This is a genomic window from Streptomyces sp. NPDC050528, assembly GCF_044457795.1.
In the GTDB taxonomy this organism is placed as follows: Bacteria; Actinomycetota; Actinomycetes; order Streptomycetales; family Streptomycetaceae; genus Streptomyces.
Genome location: NZ_JBITHH010000001.1, coordinates 935,091 through 954,624, shown reverse-complemented (window position 1 = coordinate 954,624; position 19,534 = coordinate 935,091). Strand labels below are relative to the sequence as shown.

Annotated in this window: 16 protein-coding genes; 10 read left to right on the top strand and 6 right to left on the bottom strand. The window is 69.0% G+C overall.

Annotated elements, in window-relative coordinates; translation table 11 throughout:
- Positions 1–46: 46 nt before the first annotated feature.
- Positions 47–1,642, bottom strand: coding sequence for a hypothetical protein (locus tag ACIBK4_RS04360; protein WP_398992941.1), 1,596 nt, complete (start codon positions 1,640–1,642; stop codon positions 47–49).
- An 837-nt stretch (positions 1,643–2,479) separates the two neighbouring features.
- Between ACIBK4_RS04360 and ACIBK4_RS04355 the strand changes: the two genes are divergently transcribed.
- The 3 genes from ACIBK4_RS04355 to ACIBK4_RS04345 all read left to right on the top strand — a co-directional run bounded on the left by ACIBK4_RS04355 (position 2,480) and on the right by ACIBK4_RS04345 (position 5,045).
- Complete coding sequence (locus tag ACIBK4_RS04355) at positions 2,480–3,655, top strand: hypothetical protein (protein ID WP_398991957.1); 1,176 nt, start codon at positions 2,480–2,482, stop codon at positions 3,653–3,655.
- 89 nt (positions 3,656–3,744) lie between these two features.
- A complete protein-coding gene (locus ACIBK4_RS04350; protein WP_398991955.1) occupies positions 3,745–4,032 on the top strand; it encodes a hypothetical protein in 288 nt (95 codons plus the stop codon).
- A complete protein-coding gene (locus tag ACIBK4_RS04345) occupies positions 4,029–5,045 on the top strand; it encodes a phosphotransferase family protein (RefSeq protein ID WP_398991953.1) in 1,017 nt (338 codons plus the stop codon). Before ACIBK4_RS04350 ends, ACIBK4_RS04345 begins: the two co-directional genes overlap by 4 nt.
- Here the strand turns inward: ACIBK4_RS04345 and ACIBK4_RS04340 are convergent.
- The 4 genes from ACIBK4_RS04340 to ACIBK4_RS04325 are packed head-to-tail and all read right to left on the bottom strand — an operon-like array spanning position 5,020 to position 8,882.
- A complete protein-coding gene (locus tag ACIBK4_RS04340) occupies positions 5,020–5,796 on the bottom strand; it encodes a succinate dehydrogenase/fumarate reductase iron-sulfur subunit (protein ID WP_398991951.1) in 777 nt (258 codons plus the stop codon). The two genes, ACIBK4_RS04345 and ACIBK4_RS04340, sit on opposite strands and share 26 nt — an antisense overlap.
- Entirely contained in the window at positions 5,793–7,736 is a 1,944-nt protein-coding gene (locus tag ACIBK4_RS04335; RefSeq protein ID WP_398991949.1) for a fumarate reductase/succinate dehydrogenase flavoprotein subunit, read from the bottom strand. Before ACIBK4_RS04335 ends, ACIBK4_RS04340 begins: the two co-directional genes overlap by 4 nt.
- Before the next feature lies 1 nt (position 7,737).
- On the bottom strand, positions 7,738–8,559 hold the full coding sequence (locus tag ACIBK4_RS04330) for a hypothetical protein (protein WP_398991947.1): 822 nt from the start codon (positions 8,557–8,559) through the stop codon (positions 7,738–7,740).
- A gap of 32 nt (positions 8,560–8,591) precedes the next feature.
- The gene (locus tag ACIBK4_RS04325) at positions 8,592–8,882 is read right to left on the bottom strand and encodes a hypothetical protein (protein ID WP_398991945.1); all 291 of its coding nucleotides are present in this window, start codon (positions 8,880–8,882) and stop codon (positions 8,592–8,594) included.
- A 293-nt stretch (positions 8,883–9,175) separates the two neighbouring features.
- On the opposite strand from ACIBK4_RS04325, the gene ACIBK4_RS04320 reads away from it, so the two are divergent.
- From ACIBK4_RS04320 to typA, 3 genes are all read left to right on the top strand, one after another.
- A complete protein-coding gene (locus ACIBK4_RS04320) occupies positions 9,176–11,338 on the top strand; it encodes an ABC transporter family substrate-binding protein (protein ID WP_398991943.1) in 2,163 nt (720 codons plus the stop codon).
- A 12-nt stretch (positions 11,339–11,350) separates the two neighbouring features.
- Positions 11,351–12,031: a hypothetical protein gene (locus tag ACIBK4_RS04315; RefSeq protein ID WP_398991941.1), complete on the top strand. Its 681-nt coding sequence runs from the start codon at positions 11,351–11,353 to the stop codon at positions 12,029–12,031.
- A 154-nt stretch (positions 12,032–12,185) separates the two neighbouring features.
- Positions 12,186–14,093, top strand: coding sequence for a translational GTPase TypA (gene typA, locus ACIBK4_RS04310; RefSeq protein ID WP_398991939.1), 1,908 nt, complete (start codon positions 12,186–12,188; stop codon positions 14,091–14,093).
- 56 nt (positions 14,094–14,149) lie between these two features.
- On the opposite strand, the gene ACIBK4_RS04305 is transcribed toward typA, so the two are convergent.
- Positions 14,150–14,890, bottom strand: a complete 741-nt coding sequence (locus tag ACIBK4_RS04305; RefSeq protein WP_398991937.1) for a class I SAM-dependent methyltransferase — start codon at positions 14,888–14,890, stop codon at positions 14,150–14,152.
- An 88-nt stretch (positions 14,891–14,978) separates the two neighbouring features.
- Between ACIBK4_RS04305 and ACIBK4_RS04300 the strand changes: the two genes are divergently transcribed.
- The 4 genes from ACIBK4_RS04300 (at position 14,979) to ACIBK4_RS04285 (ending at position 19,525) form a co-directional block, all read left to right on the top strand.
- Positions 14,979–15,386 carry a VOC family protein gene (locus ACIBK4_RS04300; protein ID WP_398991935.1) on the top strand — a complete coding sequence of 136 codons (408 nt, stop codon included), beginning with the start codon at positions 14,979–14,981 and terminating at the stop codon, positions 15,384–15,386.
- A gap of 495 nt (positions 15,387–15,881) precedes the next feature.
- Positions 15,882–17,507, top strand: a complete 1,626-nt coding sequence (locus ACIBK4_RS04295; RefSeq protein WP_398991933.1) for an ABC transporter substrate-binding protein — start codon at positions 15,882–15,884, stop codon at positions 17,505–17,507.
- Positions 17,508–17,652: 145 nt separating this feature from the next.
- The gene (locus ACIBK4_RS04290; RefSeq protein ID WP_398991931.1) at positions 17,653–18,585 is read left to right on the top strand and encodes an ABC transporter permease; all 933 of its coding nucleotides are present in this window, start codon (positions 17,653–17,655) and stop codon (positions 18,583–18,585) included.
- Complete coding sequence (locus ACIBK4_RS04285; protein ID WP_398991929.1) at positions 18,578–19,525, top strand: ABC transporter permease; 948 nt, start codon at positions 18,578–18,580, stop codon at positions 19,523–19,525. The genes ACIBK4_RS04290 and ACIBK4_RS04285 overlap by 8 nt, the downstream gene beginning before the upstream one ends.
- The last annotated feature ends 9 nt before the right edge of the window (positions 19,526–19,534 follow it).

The following is a 19,534-nucleotide window of genomic DNA, read 5'->3' as shown; positions in this document are numbered from 1 at the left end:
GCTTTGGCTGTTGGGGCGGCCCGCTGGTGCCGACTGTGGTGTTGTTCTACGTCGGCGGGAGGCCCCGGCGTTTCCGGGTGTCCGGTCCGCCGAAGGCGAGGGGCGGGCCGCCGTCCGGGTCCTCGCCCAGCAGGATCCCGCCGAGGACCGCCCCGCCGACCCCGCTGGTGTGCTCTTCGGCGGTACCGGCGTACGGGTTCCCGTGGACGCGGACGTCCTGCTCGGCCAATTCCCGGGCCTCCAGGGCGCATACGTCGGCTGCGGCGGGGTCGGTGGTGAGCAGCGGTTCCGCCTCGGCCAGCCGGGTGCGGGCTGCTACGCCCACGGCACCTCGGTGCGTCGCCACGAAACCGTCCGCCGACCCGAGGTCGCTCCGCGCGACGAGCCAGGCGGCGACACCGAGGACTCCGTCGCGCCCCGCGCCCAACGGCGACAGGGCTCGGACGATACGGCGCAGGGCGTCGAGGGGGTCGTAGGGGTCGTCGCCGGTGAGTTCGTCTCGTACGACGGCGAGGGTGGCGCGGGCGGTGTGGGCGGCTTGGGCGTGGAGGTGTCCCGGTGCGGGTTCGTTGGTTGCCCGTGCGATCGCGGCTTCGGCGCCGGTGAGGGTGGCGGGCAGCAACTCGGTAGCGGCGGCGAGGGAGTTGGCGAGGCGGTCGACGTCGTTGAGGAGGACGTCGGCCTGACTGATGGCACCTTCGGCGGCACGGAGGGAGCGGATGGCTTCGCCGGTGTGGTCCAAGTCGGCTGCCTGGCGGGCCTGGTTGAGATGAGTGGTGGCGAACACGAGCCGGTCCTTGGCCTGTTCGACGTATCCGGTGACGGGGGTGGTCGCGGTGGCCGGGTAGTGCGTGTTCAGGTGGTCGAGCGTGGCGTCGACGCCCCCTGTACGTCCGGCCAGTTCCCGGAACCGCGCCTCCGCGACGCCGAGGGCGTCGTTCATCTCCCGCTCCAACGCCCGGAGTTGATCGAACGCAGGCGCCTCCGCGTCCAACCGACGCCCGGCTTCGGCACACCGCCCGACGATCCCGGCGAGGGCTTGCCGCCGGCCGGTTTCTTCGTCCGGTACCCCATGCTCGTAGCGCAGGCGTATCGCGAAGGCGGCGGAGAGTTCACGCTCGGCTTCGCGCAGGGCCCGTACGAACGATCCGACGGCCACGTCCCCGAACCGGGCCTCGGCAAAGGCGAGTTCCTCACGGCTCGTACGCAAGCAGTCGTCGGCTTGGACGAGGGCGGCACCGGCCTGGCGTTCCAGTACGGGGAGCGGGGTGGCGGGGGGTTGGGGTGACACGACACCGACACCGGGGGTCGTACGGGTACGGGCCCTACGGGTACGGCGCACATACCCGTACCCCGCGAGGACGACCACTCCGCCGAGGGCGACGAGGGGGAGGACGAGGTCGGCGCCGGAGGTGCTGGCTTCGGCGTGCTGGGGGGTGGGGGGTGTGCTGAGGTCGGTGTCTTGTGCGGGGGTGGATGCGCTTCGTCCGAGGTCCTGGGTGGCGGCGTATGTGCTGCCCTCGGTGTCCTGCGCGGCGGTGCCCGCGACGGGCCCGGCCCTCGTCGCCGCAACCGGAGCCTCCGCATTGATCGTCATCACCGGCAACACCAGCCACACGACCCCGGCCGCCCCACCCAACACGGCATGCACCACCCGCACGGATATGTGGGAGGTCCCGCGCCGCGGTCGGCCCCGTATCAAGGATGACGTCACATTTCGGAGCGTATGAGCAGGAATGCGGGCGCGCGACCGGGGTGGGGCGGGGGTGGGACCTGGGGGTGAGTGGGGGGTGTGAGGTGCGGGGGTGCGGCTATCGGGAGGGGTGGTTCCGGGATGGGGCAGGTTGGGGGCGCGGGGATGGGTGCGGGGGCCGGAACGGGTGAAGGGGAGGCGCCGGCTGAGCTGGTGATCGGCGAGGGGGACGCGTCTGCGGGGGCGGAGGCCGGGGAGGCTGCGGTCGGTTCGGGGATGTCGGCGGGTCCTGAGGCTGGGGAGGCGAGTGCGTCGGCGGGTTCCGAGATCGGCGAGCCGCCGGTGTCGGTGGGTCCCGAGGACGGAGAGGCGGACGTGTCGGTGGGTCCCGAGGACGGAGAGGCGGACGTGTCTGCGGGTTCCGAGGGCGGGGTGGCCGATGTGTCTGCGGGTTCTGGAGCCGAGAAGACGAGAGCGTTGGCGGGGCCTGAGCCTGGGGAGACGGAGGCGTCGGTGGATTCCGAGGCCGGGATGGCGGGAGCGCCGGTAGATCCGAAGGCGGGGAAAGGGGACGCGGTAGCCCGACCGGAGACCAAGGAGGGGGACCCCGAGGTCCTTTCAGTGGCCGGCGACGGAGTTGCGCCGGGGGAACCAGAGGCCGGGAAGCACGCCGGGAGCAAAGCGACCGGCGGGTCTGTGGGTTCGGGCGGGTCTGTGGGTTCGGGCGGGTCTGTGGGTTCGGGCGGGTCTGTGGGTTCGGGCGGGTCTGTGGGTTCGGGCGGGTCTGTGGGGACCGACTCCGCTGAGGCCGTTGCCCCTGCCGGGCGTGCGTCAGGTGATCCGGAGTCTGGGGTGGGTGCGCCCGTGGTGACCGATGTGCCTGCGGCCGCCGATGGCGCTGTACCCCCACAAGGGCCACCCGCACCCGACGACGAAAGTAGTACGGGTGGGCGGGGTGGGGGAGCGAAGTGGGTTCGGCGGAGTGTCCTCGGTCTTGTGCTTGCCCTGGTGCTGCCCCTCCTCGGTGCGGAGGCCGCCCTTCGGCTCAATTACGCCGGTGACCTCGCCGACGGGACGTACACCCGGAGCAAGGACGCGATCTGGCTCGGCCACGCCTGGGTGGACGGTCGTAAAACCGACGCCGACTTCACCGCGCTCGCCGGTCGGCTGAAGCGCACCGGTATCCGCGACCTGTACGTCCATTCAGGCCCCCTGGAGCACGACGGCACCCTCCCCGAGTCGGACTATCCGAGGGCGGCGTGGTTGATCGAGTCCGTGCACAGGGAGCTGCCCGGGGTTCGGGTACAGGCCTGGCTGGGGGACAAGCTCGCCACCGAGAGCCCGGACGGCCTGCGCCTGCAGAACCCCGCGACCCGTACCGCCATCGTCGCCTCGACCCGCCAGATCCTCGCCGCCGGCTTCGACGGCGCCCACTTCGACCTGGAACCCCTCCACTCCGGCGACGCGAACTACCTCGACCTCCTCGACCGACTCCACGAGGTCACGCAGGCCCACCACGCCCAACTCTCCGTCGCCGCCCACCAGATAGACCCGCTCCCCGCCTTCCACTCCTTCTGGGGCACCGTCACCAACCACCCCAAGTGGTGGTCGCAGGCGTACTTCGGCCAGGTCGCCCGCCGCGTCGACCAGATCGCCGTCATGTCGTACGACACGATGCAACCCCTCCAGAGCCTCTACGGCGGCTACGTCGCCCAACAGACCTCCCTCGCCCTGGAGGTCACCCCGGACGACACCGACCTCCTCATGGGCCTGCCCTTCTTCCACGAGAACCGCTTCGGCCACCGCGGCGCCGCCGAGACCGTCCCCGCCGCCGTACGCGGCGTACGCCTCGGCCTGTCCCGCACGGACGCGCAGCGTACGAACTTCGGCGTCGCCCTGTACGTCGACTTCGCGGCGACGGAGGCGGACTGGACGGCGTACCGGGAGGGCTGGGTGCGCTGAGCACTGGGCGCACGCTCAAGTTCCCTGAAAATACCGCGCTGTTCAGAGCCCGGGGTGCGATGATCGGCCAGGTCCGATGGGGGTGGGCGATGGTGTGGACGGGACTGGCCGCGGTGGCCTGTGCGCTGGTGGCCGTGAGCGGAGTCGTCGCGGTGACAACCGGCCGTATGCTGCCGACGATGCAAGGCCGGGTCGTACGGCCGGAGTTGTGGGGTTACGGGCAACTGGTCTTCGCGTCCGGCATGGCGACGGGCATCTCCCTGCGCTGGTGGGCGAGTTCCCTTGCCCTGGGCGACGCGGGTGGCGTGACCGCGCTCGCCCTGATCGCCCTCGGCTGTGCGATCCAGTGGCGCGCACAGTGCCCCGCACCCCGATGACCGCCACCCGCAAGACCCTCACCCCCACCGACCTGTCTCCCTTCGCCCGCGCCCTCGGCCACACCCTGACCGACGTCACCCGTCTCCGGGGCGGCTCGAAAAAGGGTGTCTACCGCCTCACCTTCCAGGACCGTTCGACCGCCGTGGCCTACGTCTGGTCCCCGGACGAGGACCTCTGGGACGCCGGCCCCGCAGACCCCCGTGACCCCTTCTCCCACGCCTCCGGCCTCCCCCTCTTCACCGCGGCCGCGAACCGCCTCGCCGCAGCCGGCGTCCGCGCCCCCCGCCTCCTCCACGCCGACAACACGCACACCCACCTCCCGGCGGACGTGGCGCTCGTCGAGGACCTCCCGGGCGGCAGCCTGGAGGACCTGCTGAACGGCGACCTGCCCGCCGTAGCGAAGGCGGACGCGCTGGAGCGGATGGCGGCCCTGCTCGACACCCTGCACGCGTGCACCGGACCGCGCTTCGGGAAGGTCGCGGTCGTCGACAACGGCGGTTCCTCGTACGGCGGTTCGTGCGAGGCGGTCGTAGTGGAACGGGCCCAGAGCGACCTCGACGAGCTACCCGCACGCGACCCACGAGCGGCAGCAGCCCACCCCCAACTGGCCGAGGCGATACGGACGTTGGCCGCGCAAGTCCAGCCCCGCGCCGAACCCCCCGCCCTCATCCACGGCGAACTCGGCCCCGACCACGTCCGCGTGACCCCCGACGGCGACCTCGCCCTCATCGACATCGAAGGCCTGATGTACTTCGACGCCGAGTGGGAACACGTCTTCCTCCGCCAGCGCTTCGGGCACCACTACGACGCCCTGCGCACCGAAGACGCCGAACGCACCGAGGGTCTGGACGAGGACCGCCTGCGTCTCTACCGGCTGGCCACGCATCTCTCCCTCGTGGCGGGTCCCCTGCGTCTGCTCGACGTCGGGGACTTCCACGACCCGGAGTTCATGCGCGGCATCGCCGAGCACCACCTCGGTCTGGCCCTCAGCTTTCTGGAGAACGCCTCCTGATCTTCGACCCCAGCCACACCAACGGGTCGTACTTGCGGTCAACTGCCCTTTCCTTCAAGGGAATCAGCGCGTTGTCCGTGATGTGGATGCCCTCGGGGCAGACCTCGGTGCAGCACTTGGTGATGTTGCAGTAGCCGAGGCCGTGCTCGTCCTGGGCGGTCTTCTTCCGGTCCAGGCCGCTCTGGGCCGCCGCGTCCAGCGGGTGCATGTCCAACTCCGCGACCCGCATGAGGAATCGGGGACCGGCGAACGCCGTCTTGTTCTCCTCGTGGTCGCGCACGACATGGCAGGTGTCCTGGCACAGGAAGCACTCGATGCACTTGCGGAACTCCTGCGAGCGGTCGACGTCCTCCTGCATCATCCGGTACTCGCCGGCCGCGACCCCCTCCGGCGGTACGAACGCCGGAACCTCCCTGGCCTTCTGGTAGTTGAAGCCGACGTCCGTGACGAGGTCGCGGACGACGGGGAAGGCGCGGAGCGGTGTGACGGTGATCGTCTCCTCGCGGGTGAACGTCGACATGCGGGTCATGCACATCAGCCGGGGACGTCCGTTGATCTCCGCCGAGCACGAACCGCACTTGCCCGCCTTGCAGTTCCAGCGCACGGCGAGGTCGGAGGCCTGGGTGGCCTGGATGCGGTGGATGATGTCGAGGATCACCTCGCCGTCGTTGACCTCGACCTTGTAGTCCTCCAGGCCGCCGCCTTCGACGTCCCCCCGCCACACCTTGAAGCGGGCCTCGTAGCTGCTCACTCGTAGAGCTCCTCTTCGGCGAGGTACTTGACCAGCTCTTCCTTCTCGAAGAGGGCGAGCAGGTCGGCGCGGATGGGTTCGGTCGTCTCGCGGGTCAGGCTGATCTGGCCGGACACCGGGTCCGCGGCCGCCAACCCGCCGTTGGGGTGGGTGAGTTGGCAGATCAGGTTGATGCGGCGCCAGTCGCGGTTCATGCCGGGGTGGTCCTCGCGGGTGTGTCCGCCGCGTGACTCGGTGCGTTCCAGGGCCGCCCGGGCCACGCACTCGCTCACCAGCAGCATGTTCCGCAGGTCCAGCGCGAGATGCCAGCCCGGGTTGAACTGCCGGTGCCCCTCAACTCCCGCCCTGCGGGCCCGTACTCGAAGATCCGCCAGTTTCTCCAGCGCCTGTTCCATCTCGCCCTGGCGGCGGATGATGCCGACGAGGTCGTTCATGGTCTGCTGGAGTTCCTGATGGAGGGTGTACGGGTTCTCGGGCGTGCGGCCGTTCTCCTGGCCCGGTTCCGGGCCCTCCGCCGAGAACGGGCGCAGGGCCTCCGCCGCCGCCAGGTCGACCTCCGTGTCGTCCACCAGCGGGCGGCTGTCCGCCAGGTCCGCCGCGTGGTCCGCCGCGTGCCAGCCCGCCCGGCGGCCGAACACCAGGAGATCGGAAAGGGAGTTGCCGCCCAGCCGGTTGGAGCCGTGCATGCCGCCGGCCACCTCGCCGGCCGCGAACAGGCCCTCCACTCCGCGTGCCGCCGCGGTGTCCGAGTCGACCGCGATGCCGCCCATCACGTAGTGACAGGTCGGCCCGACCTCCATCGCCTCGGCCGTGATGTCGACGTCGGCCAGCTCCTTGAACTGGTGGTACATGGACGGGAGTCGGCGCCGGATGACCTCCGCCGGCATCCGCGTCGACACGTCCAGGAAGACCCCGCCGTGCGGTGAGCCGCGGCCCGCCTTCACCTCGGAGTTGATGGCGCGGGCGACCTCGTCGCGGGGGAGCAGTTCGGGGGGACGGCGGTTGGTGTCGGGGTCCTCGTACCAGCGGTCGCCCTCGGCCTCCGACTCGGCGTACTTCTCCTTGAAGACGTCGGGGATGTAGTCGAACATGAACCGCTTGCCCTCGGAGTTGCGCAGCACCCCGCCGTCACCGCGCACCGACTCGGTGACGAGGATGCCCTTCACGGACGGCGGCCAGACCATGCCGGTCGGGTGGAACTGCACGAACTCCATGTTGAGCAGAGGGGCTCCGGCGAGGAGTGCCAGCGCGTGGCCGTCGCCCGTGTACTCCCACGAATTCGACGTCACCTTGAAGGACTTGCCGATCCCGCCCGTCGCGATCACCACGGAGGGCGCCTCCAGGACGAGGAAACGGCCCGTCTCGCGCTCGTAGGCGAAGACCCCCGAGACTCGGCTGCCGTCCTTCAACACCCTTGTGACAGTGCACTCCTGATAGACCTTCAGGCGGGACTCGTAGTCGCCGGTCTCCTTGTGGTCCTCCTGCTGGAGCGACACGATCTTCTGCTGGAGCGTGCGGATCAGCTCAAGTCCCGTACGGTCGCCGACGTGGGCGAGGCGCGGGTACTCGTGGCCGCCGAAGTTCCGCTGCGAGATCTTGCCGTCCTTCGTACGGTCGAAGAGGGCGCCCCAGGTCTCCAACTCCCAGACCCGGTCCGGGGCTTCCTTCGCGTGCAGCTCCGACATGCGCCACTGGTTGAGGAACTTGCCGCCGCGCAGGGTGTCGCGGAAGTGGACCTGCCAGTTGTCGTGCTCGTTGACGTTGGCCATCGCCGCCGCGATGCCGCCCTCGGCCATCACCGTATGGGCCTTGCCGAACAGCGACTTGCAGATCACCGCCGTACGGGCACCGCGCTCGCGCGCCTCGATGGCGGCCCGGAGGCCCGCGCCACCGGCACCGACCACGACGACGTCCCACTCCTGTCGCTCGACCACGGACATATCAGAAGAACCTCGGATCGTTGAAAGCGCCGGAGGCGACCAGGTACACGTAGAAGTCGGCAGCCGCGACGCTGATCAACGACGCCCAGGCCAGCTGCATGTGACGGTTGTTCAGCTTCCCGACGAACTTCCACGCCTTGTAGCGCACGGGATGCTTGGAGAAGTGCTTGAGCTTGCCGCCGACGATGTGCCGGCAGGAGTGGCAGGAGAGGGTGTACGCCCAGATCAGCACGATGTTGGCCACGAAGACGAGGGTGCCCAGGCCCATGTGGCCCCAGTGGTAGTGCTCGTCGCGGAAGGTCAGCACGGTGTCGTAGGTCAGCGTGCCCGCCACCAGGAGCGCCGCGTAGAAGAAGTACCGGTGGACGTTCTGCAGGATCAGCGGGAAGCGGGTCTCACCGCTGTACTTCTTGTGCGGCTCGGCCACCGCGCAGGCCGGGGGAGAGGCCCAGAAGCCGCGGTAGTAGGCCTTGCGGTAGTAGTAGCAGGTCAGGCGGAAGCCGAGCGGGAAGATCAGGATGATGATGGCGGGGGAGATGCCCCACCAGCTCCCGAACAGGTCGGCGTTCGGGCCGGCGTGCATGGTTCTGCACCGGTCGGCCAGACAGGGTGAGTAGAACGGCGAGACATAGGGCGCCGCGTAGTAGTTCGAGTCCGCGAAGGCCCGCCAGGTCGAGTAGACGACGAAGGCCAGCAGTCCGGCGGCGGTGACGGCCGGGGCCAGCCACCAGCGGTCGGTCCGCAGATGCGGGGCGTCGATCGCGGCGCGCGTCCCGGTGTGGACGCCGCCGCTCTTCTGTTGGGGTTCCGTACCAGTGGCCAACTTGAAGACTCCGGTCGGTTGCTGGGGACGCCTCAGTGGCCGGGGCCGTGGTGGGCGCCGAGTCCCTCGTCGTCCGTGTCCGTCCACAGGCTCTTGTCGTACGGGGCGTCGGAGATGGGGACGAGATCGGGGCGCCGGGGGCGCTCGATCTTTGGTGCGGCGTCGCGCAGCAGCGCGACGCTCTCGCGCAGCCGGTCGGCGTCGGCCTTGACCCTGCGCATTTCCAGGCCGCCGCTGCCGAATTGGTTCTCCAGCCGTCCCACCGACCTGAACAGGTCGTCGAGACAGCGCTGGACTGACGTCAGTTCGTCGTGCACGGACATGACGTGACCTCACTTCCGCGGGCGTCGGCCCTGGACGGCAACGTTCATGCGCCTGCGAGTGTTGCGCGTCACACCTACCGGTGGGAAGCGGTGTGCACGGATTGGCCGGGGTGCGTTGGTGTGTACGGGGGCAGATTCGAACATTGCGCCGCACGGGTGGGCTTCCCGGCGCCCCTCGCCGTGTCGCCCTTCATGGCCGAACCGTTTCCTCTTCAGTGGCCGCAAAGATCTGATCAGCTCCATATACGCCCATAAGTGATCAGAAGTCCCGCGGCTTACCGGAGGTAGCAGTGATGTCCCACGACGGCGTCAGACTGCGCGCGGTCATGCGCTCGGTCGCCTTCCTCACCGCGGGCGCGCTCGCGGTGACCACCCTCGCGGCCTGCAGTTCCGAGGATGAATCGGGCAAGCCGTTGGCCGGGCAGGACATCGCGCCGGCCGGCCGTGACCTGGTCGCCGACGGCGGCACCCTGAACTGGGCCGTGGACGACGTGCCGGAGACCCTCAACACGTTCCAGTCGGACGCCGACGACACCACCACCCGGGTCGCCCAGGCCGTGCTGCCCGCGATGTTCCGGCTCGACGCCCAGGGACGCCCGCAGCGGGACGCCGACTTCCTGGAGTCCGCGAAGGTCGTCGACACCGAGCCCAAGCAGGTCGTCCTCTACAAGCTGGACCAGCAGGCCGTGTGGAGCGACGGCCGGGAGATCGGCGCCGCCGACTTCGCCGCCCAGTGGCGCGCCCTGTCCGGCAAGGACTCCGCGTACTGGACCGCGCGCAACGCCGGCTACGACCGCATCGAGAAGATCGAGCGCGGCGCCAACAACCTTGAGGTCAAGGTCACTTTCAGCAGGCCGTACGCCGACTGGAAGGCGCTGTTCTCGCCGCTGTACCCCAAGGACGTCATGGGCACCCCGGACGCCTTCAACGACGGCGCGCGCCGCAAGCTGAAGGTCACCGCCGGCGCGTTCGGTCTGCAGAAGGTCGACCGCAAGGACAAGGAGATCGTCCTAGCCCGCAACCCGCACTGGTGGGGCCGGCCCGCGAAGCTCTCCGAGATCGTGCTGCACGCCGTACCGCTCGACAAGCGGGCCGCCGCGCTCGCCGACGGCACGGTCGACCTGGCCGAGATCGACCCCGCCGACGCGAGCCGGATCGCCCTCGCGGGCCGGGCGAAGGGGACGAACACCCCGCTCCAGGGCGCGAGTTCGAGCTCCACGGCCAAGGACGAGAGCAAGAACGAGAGCCGGCAGAAGAAGAAGCTCGGCAAGAAGGAGCGCAAGGCGCTCGCCAAGTTCCTGCGCCAGCAGGACGAGTTGCGTGCCTTCATCGTCCGCCGCTCCCTTGAGCCCGCGTACACACAGCTCGCGCTGAACGGCTCCGAGGGCCCCCTCCGCGACGAGCGCGTCCGGCGTGCGGTGGCCCGCGCGCTCGACCGCACCGAGCTGGCGAAGGTCGTCCTCAAGCCGCTCGGCCTGCCCGCCGTGCCGGTCGGCAGTCACCTCGCGCTCTCCGGGCAGGCCGCGTACGCCGACAACAGCGGTGCGCTCGGCGACCACGACACCTCGGAGGCGCAGGCGCTGCTCGCCGACGCCGGGTGGGTGCCCGGCGGTCCGCTCAAGGACAAGGGCGAGAAGGCCGCCGGTTCCGAGGGCAAGAAGTCCGACGACGAGGCCGAGTCCGAGGGCGGTTCCGACGGGCAGTACATCGTCGGCGAGGACAACAAGGACCCGCAGGACCACACCAAGAAGCACGGACACGGGGACGAGAGCTCCAGGCACCTCGCCGACGGCAAGCAGTACGACGGGCGCAAGGTGAAGCAGGGCGGGGCGCCCGGCGCGTACGCCCCGAAGGGCACGGCGGCCCCGGCCGGCGCGAAGAACGGGCCGCTCGCCAAGGACGGCAAGCCGCTCACCCTCCGCTTCGTGCTCCCGTCCGGTACCGGTTCGGAGTCGCTGGGCGCGGTCGCCGACAGCATCTCCCGGATGCTGGAGAAGGTCGGCATCCGCACGGAGATCACCAAGGTCTCCGACGACAGCTACTTCAAGGACCACATCGCGTCCGGCCAGTACGACCTCGCCCTCTACTCCTGGCCCGCGTCCGCCTACCCCGCCACCGACGCCCGTCCGATCTTCGCCAAGCCGGTCCCGGCCGCGGACGGCTCCCTCAACGTCGAGCAGAACTACACCCGCGTCGGCACCGACCAGGTCGACCAGCTCTTCGACCAGGCCGCTTCCACCCTCGACCAGGACGAGTCCGCCGCCCTGGTCCGCAAGGCCGACGCCCGCATCTGGGCGGCGGCCGGCTCGATCCCCCTCTACCAGCGCCCCCAGCTCACGGCCGCCCGCAGGACCATCGTCAACGCGGGCTCGTTCGGCTTCCAGACACCGGTCTACGAGGACATGGGCTTCCTGAAGAAGGGCGCCCACCCCTCGGCGAGCCCGACCAAGGACTAACATCGTGCGTACATGACGAGCACGGCCGCCGTCCCGCACCTGGTTGCGGGGCGGCGGTTGTCGTACGGGGGAGCGGGGCGGGCGATGCGAAGCTGGGCTGCGACGGTCACGGTGATGATGTTGGCGACGGCCGGCTGCGGAGCCGTGGCCACCGATGACGGCCGGGACGCCGCCGGGGCGGCCACGATCTGTGGGAACGGGACGTACCAGTGGTCCGGGGTCCGGCGGTCGCAGGAGCTGACCGCGCTCGCGGACCCGGTCACCTTCCCCAAGGGGACCGAGCACTACGAGTCGCACCTCAAGCCCGTCGGTGACACCGTCTACCGGGTCGTCGTCTCCCCTGTGCCCAGGGGAGTCCGCGCGGCCCGCGTGGTCACGGCGCTGGGCGAGCGGCTGAAGGTGGACGAGCCGCTGGCCGATCCGTCGGAGGTGGTGCGGCCCGAGCCGTCGGAGTACTTCGCGGACACCGGGGACCTGGAGGGCGCGTACTACGCCTGGGGGTCGATCAGCCTGGTTGAGGCCGACTTCACTTATACCTGCGGGGCCACCCTGCCGGTGCGGGGCCGGGTGCGGACCTGGGAGACGGTCGGCGTGGGGTTCCTGCCCTGCTCGGAGCCCTCGGACGAGGACGCCGGGCTGGCCGCGGCCCGGCGCCTGTGCCCGGCCGGTTCCCCCGCGACCGAACCCGTCTGATCCGGTCCCGGCGTCGCCGGTAAGGCCCTGCGGAGGCCCCTTCCCCATACGCCACGTACGATGGGGTAAGGCCGTGGCGTGTCCAGCCCGGCAGGGTCCGCGTAACACAGACGTACGCGCAGGCCTTCCTCACTCTCCGGGAGTTCGCCGCAATATGGCCACGCGCCACGACATCCGCAACGTCGCCATCGTCGCCCACGTCGACCACGGGAAGACGACCCTCGTCGACGCCATGCTGAAGCAGGCCGGTGCCTTCGCCGCGCACGCCGCCGAATCGCTCGACGACCGAATGATGGACTCGAACGATCTGGAGCGTGAGAAGGGCATCACGATCCTGGCCAAGAACACGGCCGTGAAGTACCACCCGAAGGATGGCGGCGACGTCATCACCATCAACATCATCGACACCCCGGGCCACGCCGACTTCGGTGGCGAGGTCGAGCGCGGTCTGTCGATGGTGGACGCGGTGGTGCTGCTCGTCGACGCGTCCGAGGGCCCGCTGCCCCAGACCCGCTTCGTGCTGCGCAAGGCGCTCCAGCAGCGCCTGCCCGTCATCCTCTGCATCAACAAGACGGACCGCCCCGACTCCCGGATCGACGAGGTCGTCAACGAGACGTACGACCTGTTCCTGGACCTGGACGCGGACGAGGAGCAGATCGAGTTCCCCATCGTCTACGCGTGTGCGCGTGACGGTGTCGCCTCGCTGACCAAGCCCGAGAACGGCACGGTCCCGCAGGACAGCGACAACCTGGAGCCCTTCTTCTCCACGATCCTGTCGCACGTCCCGGCCCCCGAGTTCGACGAGGCCGCCCCCCTCCAGGCGCACGTCACCAACCTGGACGCCGACAACTTCCTCGGCCGTATCGCGCTGCTCCGCGTCGAGCAGGGCGAGCTGCGCAAGGGCCAGACCGTCACGTGGATCAAGCGCGACGGCACGATGTCCAACGTGCGCATCACCGAGCTGCTGATGACCGAGGCGCTCACCCGCAAGCCGGCCGAGATGGCGGGCCCCGGTGACATCTGCGCCGTGGCCGGTATCCCGGACATCATGATCGGCGAGACCCTCGCCGACCCCGAGAACCCGATCGCGCTGCCGCTGATCACGGTCGACGAGCCGGCGATCTCCATGACCATCGGTACGAACACCTCGCCGCTGGTCGGCCGCGGCGGCACCGGCAAGGGCGCCACCGCGAAGGCGGCCGTCAAGGACCGCAAGGTGACGGCCCGTCAGGTCAAGGACCGCCTGGACCGCGAGCTGATCGGTAACGTCTCGCTGCGCGTCCTCGACACCGAGCGCCCCGACGCCTGGGAGGTGCAGGGCCGCGGTGAGCTGGCGCTGGCCATCCTGGTCGAGCAGATGCGCCGCGAGGGCTTCGAGCTGACCATCGGCAAGCCGCAGGTCGTCACCCAGCAGATCGACGGCAAGACGTACGAGCCCGTCGAGCGCATGACGATCGACGTGCCCGAGGAGCACATGGGCGCGGTCACCCAGCTCATGGGCGTCCGCAAGGGCCGGATGGACAACATGTCCAACCACGGCTCGGGTTGGGTCCGCCTGGAGTTCGTCGTCCCGTCCCGCGGTCTCATCGGCTTCCGTACCGAGTTCCTCACCGGGACGCGCGGCACGGGCATCGCCCACTCCATCCACGAGGGCCACGAGCCGTGGTTCGGCGTGCTGACGACCCGTAACAACGGCTCGCTGGTCGCCGACCGCGCCGGTGCCGTCACCGCGTTCGCGATGACGAACCTCCAGGAGCGCGGTGTGCTGTTCACCGACCCCGGCACCGAGGTGTACGAGGGCATGATCGTCGGCGAGAACTCGCGCGCCGACGACATGGACGTGAACATCACCAAGGAGAAGAAGCTCACCAACATGCGCTCGGCCGCCGCCGACTCGTTCGAGGCGATCGTCCCGCCGCGCAAGCTCTCCCTGGAGCAGTCCCTGGAGTTCTGCCGCGACGACGAGTGCGTCGAGGTGACCCCGGAGGCCGTCCGTATCCGCAAGGTCGTCCTCGACCAGAAGGAGCGCGGCCGCTCCGCGAGCCGCGCCAAGCACGGCTGACGCACCCCGGTACAGCTCGACTGAGCCCGGGCGCCCCCGAGTCGGGGTGCCCGGGCTCAGTCCGTGGGCCGGGCGACGGTGACGATCTCGGGGCTCGCGGCGGTGAACGGACTCCGGTCCCAGTCGCCGTACCGCTCGGCGACCGTCAGTCCGGCCCCGGTGAGGAACCCGGACAGGGCGGCCGGGTCCAGGAACCGCAGGGTGGACCGGCTGACCCGCGGCCGCGGCCAGCACGCGCCCTCGAAGGTCTCGGTGAACGTCAACCGGTCCCCGGGCACAGGGAGTTCGACCTCCTGCCGCACCCGTACGACCTCGCCGTCCGGGCCGGTGAGACGGCGCTCCCGGTCGGGCGTCCAGGTCTCCCAGGCGCGGGCCGCCGGGTTCCGGGTCTCGAAGACGAACCGGCCGCCGGGCGCGAGGGCGGTCCGGACGGCGCGCAGCGCGAGCCTCAACTCCTCGTCGCCGACGAGGACTTGGAAGGCGTGCCCGGTCATCACGACGAGGTCGAAGGCGCCGCGCCAGGGCACGGTCCGCAGATCCCCGAGCACCCACTCGACGCCGGGTTCCCGCCGGCGGGCCTGGACGAGCATCGCGGCGGCGGGGTCGATGCCGGTGAGCCGCCCCGGATGTCCGTCGCGGCGGGCCGTGCGCAGCAACCGTCCGGTACCGCAGCCGACATCGAGCACGGCCCCGGCGGACATCACCAGCTCCAGACAGAAGTCGTCCCCCTCGCCCCACGGATTGAGCTGGTCGTACAGCGAGGCCAGGGACGGGTCCGCGAACGATCGATCCACCACCGCGGCAGCCTGACACACCCGGTGAAGCGCGACGGCGGGGCCGGGCGCATTCTTGACGGGTTCTCAACTATGGAGGTGTCAGGCGTTGTTGCATCACGTCGAACTGTGGGTCGCGGATCTGGAGCGGTCCGAAGCATCGTGGGGATGGCTGCTGGAGCGCCTCGGCTACGCGCCGTACCAGCACTGGGCGGCGGGGCGCAGTTGGCGGATGGCGGAGACGTATCTCGTGATCGAGCAGTCGCCGGCGCTGCGCCCGGACACCGCGCACGACCGGATGCGGCCGGGGCTGAACCACCTGGCCTTCTATGTGCGCGGCGGCCGTGCCGAACTCGACGCGCTGGTCGAGGCGGCGCCGAAGCACGGCTGGGCTCCCCTGTTCCCGGACCGGTATCCGTACGCGGGCGGCCCGGACCACTGTGCCGCCTACCTGGAGAACGAGGAGGGCTTCGAGGTCGAGCTGGTCGTGGGGGGATTCCGCTCGGTCGAGGTTGGCTGAATACAGGGATAACCCTTGTCCTCGCCCGGAATCCGCACAGGCGGGTCCATCCGCACTACTCTGCCGTTGGCGCGATCCTGTCCATGCTCTCTGAAGTGCCGGTCGCATGCTCCCGGCACATGGACCTGTTGATTGCACAACGTTCGCAGAACCGCAACTGGATTTTCACCGGGCGAGCGTTCGGCATGCGGACATTCAGGCCCGATAGGTGTGTAACAAGTCCGTTTCGCAGGGGTCTTTCACCAAACCCTTTGTCCGGATTTTGGAAGATGTACGCGTCAGGTGTGATCGAACCGAGACCTTGGCAGTGTGGTTCGGCCTTCGCTCATGGCAGATAGTTAGGCGCGTAGAGCTCGGGTACGACGGGTCGGGCGCCGACAGGAGGCGCAGGCTCGCGAGCGCTGGGGGCACCGACACATTTTCAGGCACCGGTGACGGTGTTGTGACGTGTGCTGTCCCGTGCAGTGAACCTATGGATTCTTGAAGGAGGAGCCCATGCGCGGTGCGAAGAGTGCCAAGTGGGTCGCGATAGCGGCGGTTGTGGCACTGGGGGCGACCGCCTGCGGTGGTGGCAGCGACGACGGCAAGAGCGACACCAAGGCCGCGGTCAACCCGAACGGCACGTTCACGGTCGAGTCGGGCGAGCCGCAGAACCCGCTGCAGCCGGCCAACACCATGGAGTCCTACGGCAGCATCGTCATCAAGTCGCTGTTCACCGGCCTGGTGGACTACGACAGCGCCGGCAAGATCGTCATGATGAACGCCCAGTCCGTCGACACCAAGGACAGCAAGACCTACACGGTCAAGCTGAAGTCCGGCTGGAAGTTCACCGACGGCACCCCCGTCACTTCCGAGTCCTACGTCAAGGCCTGGAACTGGGCCGCGAACCCGGCCAACAAGCAGACCAACAGCTTCTGGTTCTCGGACATCGCGGGCTACGACGACGTCGCGCCGGCCAAGGGCAAGCCCAAGGCCACCGAGCTCTCCGGCCTGAAGGTCGTGGACGACAACACCTTCACCATCACGTTGTCGAAGGCGATTCCTTACTTCATCTACAAGCTGGGTTACGAGGTCTTCTCGCCGCTGCCCGCGTCCTTCTACAAGGACCCGGCCGCCGCCGGTCAGAAGCCGGTCGGCAACGGCCCGTACAAGTTCGTCAGCTGGGAGCACAAGAAGGCGATCACGGTCGCCAAGAACCCTGACTACAAGGGCCCCAACGCGGCGAAGAACGGTGGCGTGGTCTTCAAGAACTACTCCACCCCGGAGACGGCGTACGCGGACCTGAAGTCCGGCAACCTCGACGTCATCACCCAGGTCGCCCCGAAGGACCTGCCGGTCTACAAGCAGGACCTCGGCGACCGCGCGATCGACCAGGCGTACTCCGCGATCCAGACCATCGCGCCGGCCTTCTACTCCAAGCAGTGGAAGGACATCAACCCGAAGGTCCTCCAGGGTCTGTCGATGGCGATCGACCGCGACACGATCACCAAGACCGTGCTCCAGGGCACCCGTGAGCCGGCCACCGGCTGGGTCGCCAAGGGCGTCCTCGGCTACCAGCCGAACGCCGCGGGCGACGTCACCAAGTACGACCCGGCCAAGGCCAAGGCGCTCATCAAGGAGGGTGGCGGCGTTCCCGGCAACTCCATCACCATCCAGTACAACACCGACGGTGGTCACAAGGAGTGGGTGGAGGCGGTCTGCAACTCCATCACCAACGCCACCGGTGTGAAGTGCGGCACCGACCCGAAGGCCGACTTCCAGGCCGACCTCGACGCCCGTGACGCGCACGAGGTCAAGTCCCTGTACCGCTCGGGCTGGGTGCTGGACTTCCCGATGAACGCCAACTTCATCCGGGACCTGTACGGCAGCAAGTCGGACGGCAACCAGAGCGGCTTCTCCAACGCGACGATCGACAGTGAGATCGCCGCCGCCGACAGCGCCGCCACGCTGGACGACTCGGTGAAGAAGTACCAGGCGATCGAGAAGCAGCTCGTGAACTACATGCCGAGCATTCCGCTCTGGTACTACAAGGTCAACGCGGGCTACTCGGAGAAGGTCTCGGGCGTCAAGTTCGCCCAGGACGGCGACCCGATCCTGACCGGCGTTCAGGTCAAAAAGTAACCGCAGGCAATCCGTTGCCCGGGGCGCGCTGAGCGCGCCCCGGTCGCGGCGGAAGCGGCCGGGGGGCCCTTTCCTTGCGTACCGCTCAGCGGTGCGCAAGGAAAGGGCCCGCCTGTTGCCGCTGTGACTTTTTTATGGAGGCACGATGGGGCGCTATGTCGCACGACGACTGCTCCAGATGATTCCGGTCTTCTTCGGGACCACCCTGCTCATCTTCCTGATGGTCTATGCCCTGCCCGGTGATCCCGTCCGAGGGCTGTTCGGCGACAAGGGCGGCAGCCCGCAGGTGATCGCCGCGCTGCGACACCAGTACGGCCTGGATCAGAACATCTTTGTGCAGTACTTCAATTACATGAAGGGCATCGTTCTGCACGCCGACTTCGGCACGCAGATAGCCAGCGGACGCCCCGTCACCGACGTGCTCGGCGACGCCTTCCCGGTCACCCTGCGCCTGGGCGGCTTCGCCTTCGCCATCGAGATCGTCCTCGGCGTCGGCCTCGGCGTCTACGCCGGTCTGCGCGCCGGCCGGGCCGCCGACACCGCGGTGCTGCTCGTCACCCTGCTCCTGATCTCGATCCCGGTCTTCGTGCTCGGCTTCATCCTCCAGTGGATCTTCGCCGACCAACTCCAGTGGCTGGAACCGAACGTCAACGACGCGTCGAACTACGGTCAGTTGCTGATGCCTGCGATTGTGCTGGCCACGGCGTCACTCGCCTATGTGTCACGGCTGACCCGTACGTCGATCGCGGAGAACATGCGCGCCGACTACGTCCGTACGGCCATCGCCAAGGGTCTGCCCCGGCGCCGGGTGGTGACCGTCCACCTCATGCGCAACTCGATGATCCCCGTGGTCACCTACCTCGGCACCGACATCGGCAGCCTGCTCGGAGGTGCCGTCGTCACCGAGGGCATCTTCAACATCCAGGGCATCGGCGGCACGATCTACCAGTCGATCATCCGCCGGGAAGGCACCACCCTCGTGGGCCTGGTGACCATCCTCGTCCTCGTCTATCTCGTCGCCAGCCTCCTTGTCGACCTGCTCTACGCGGTCCTTGACCCGAGGATTCGCTATGCCTGACATGACCAAATCCGACACCGTCACCGCCGAGCCGGACACCGAGGGCGCGGCCACCCAGAGCCCCCAGCCGGCCAAGGCCGAGAAGACCCGCAGCCTGTGGGGCGACGCCTGGCAGGACCTGCGGCGCAACAAGATCTTCCTCGTCTCGTCGGTGCTGATCCTGCTGCTCCTGGCGATCACGTTCTTCCCCGGCTGGTTCACCAGCGGCAACCCGACCTACGGCGACCTGTCCAAGCACTACCTGCAGAAGCCCCAGCTCGGAAAGGTCTTCTCGACCGAGTGGCTGGGCTACGACCAGCAGGGCCGCAGCGTCTACGCCCGGCTCATCTACGGCGCCCGGGCCTCCATAGCCGTCGGCTTCGGCACCACGTTCGCCGTGACGGTCATCGGCGGACTGGTCGGCATGATCGCCGGCTACTTCGGCGGGATCATCGACTCCGTCCTGTCGCGGCTCGTGGACGTCTTCTTCGGCATCCCGTTCCTGCTGGGCACCATGGTCGTCCTCAACTCCTTCCCGAATCGCACGACCTGGGTCGTCATCGGTGCCCTGAGCTTCTTCGGCTGGACCCAGCTGGCCCGCGTGATGCGCGGCGCGGTGATCACCACCAAGCACTCCGACTACGTCCAGGCGGCCAAGGCACTGGGTGCGAGTACCCCACGCATCCTGTTCCGGCACATCCTGCCGAACACCCTGGCCCCGGTGATCGTCGTGGCGACCATCTCGCTCGGCGTCTACATCGGCTCCGAGGCCACGCTGTCCTTCCTGGGGCTCGGCCTGAACGGCGTCTCCTGGGGCAACGACATCTCCGACGGCGGCAGCTCGATCCGGGTTGCCCAGTGGATCATGCTCTACCCGTCGATCATCCTCACCATCACGGTGCTGGCATTCATCATGCTCGGCGAAGCGGTCCGCAACGCCCTCGACCCGAAGACACGCTGAGGGAGGCGT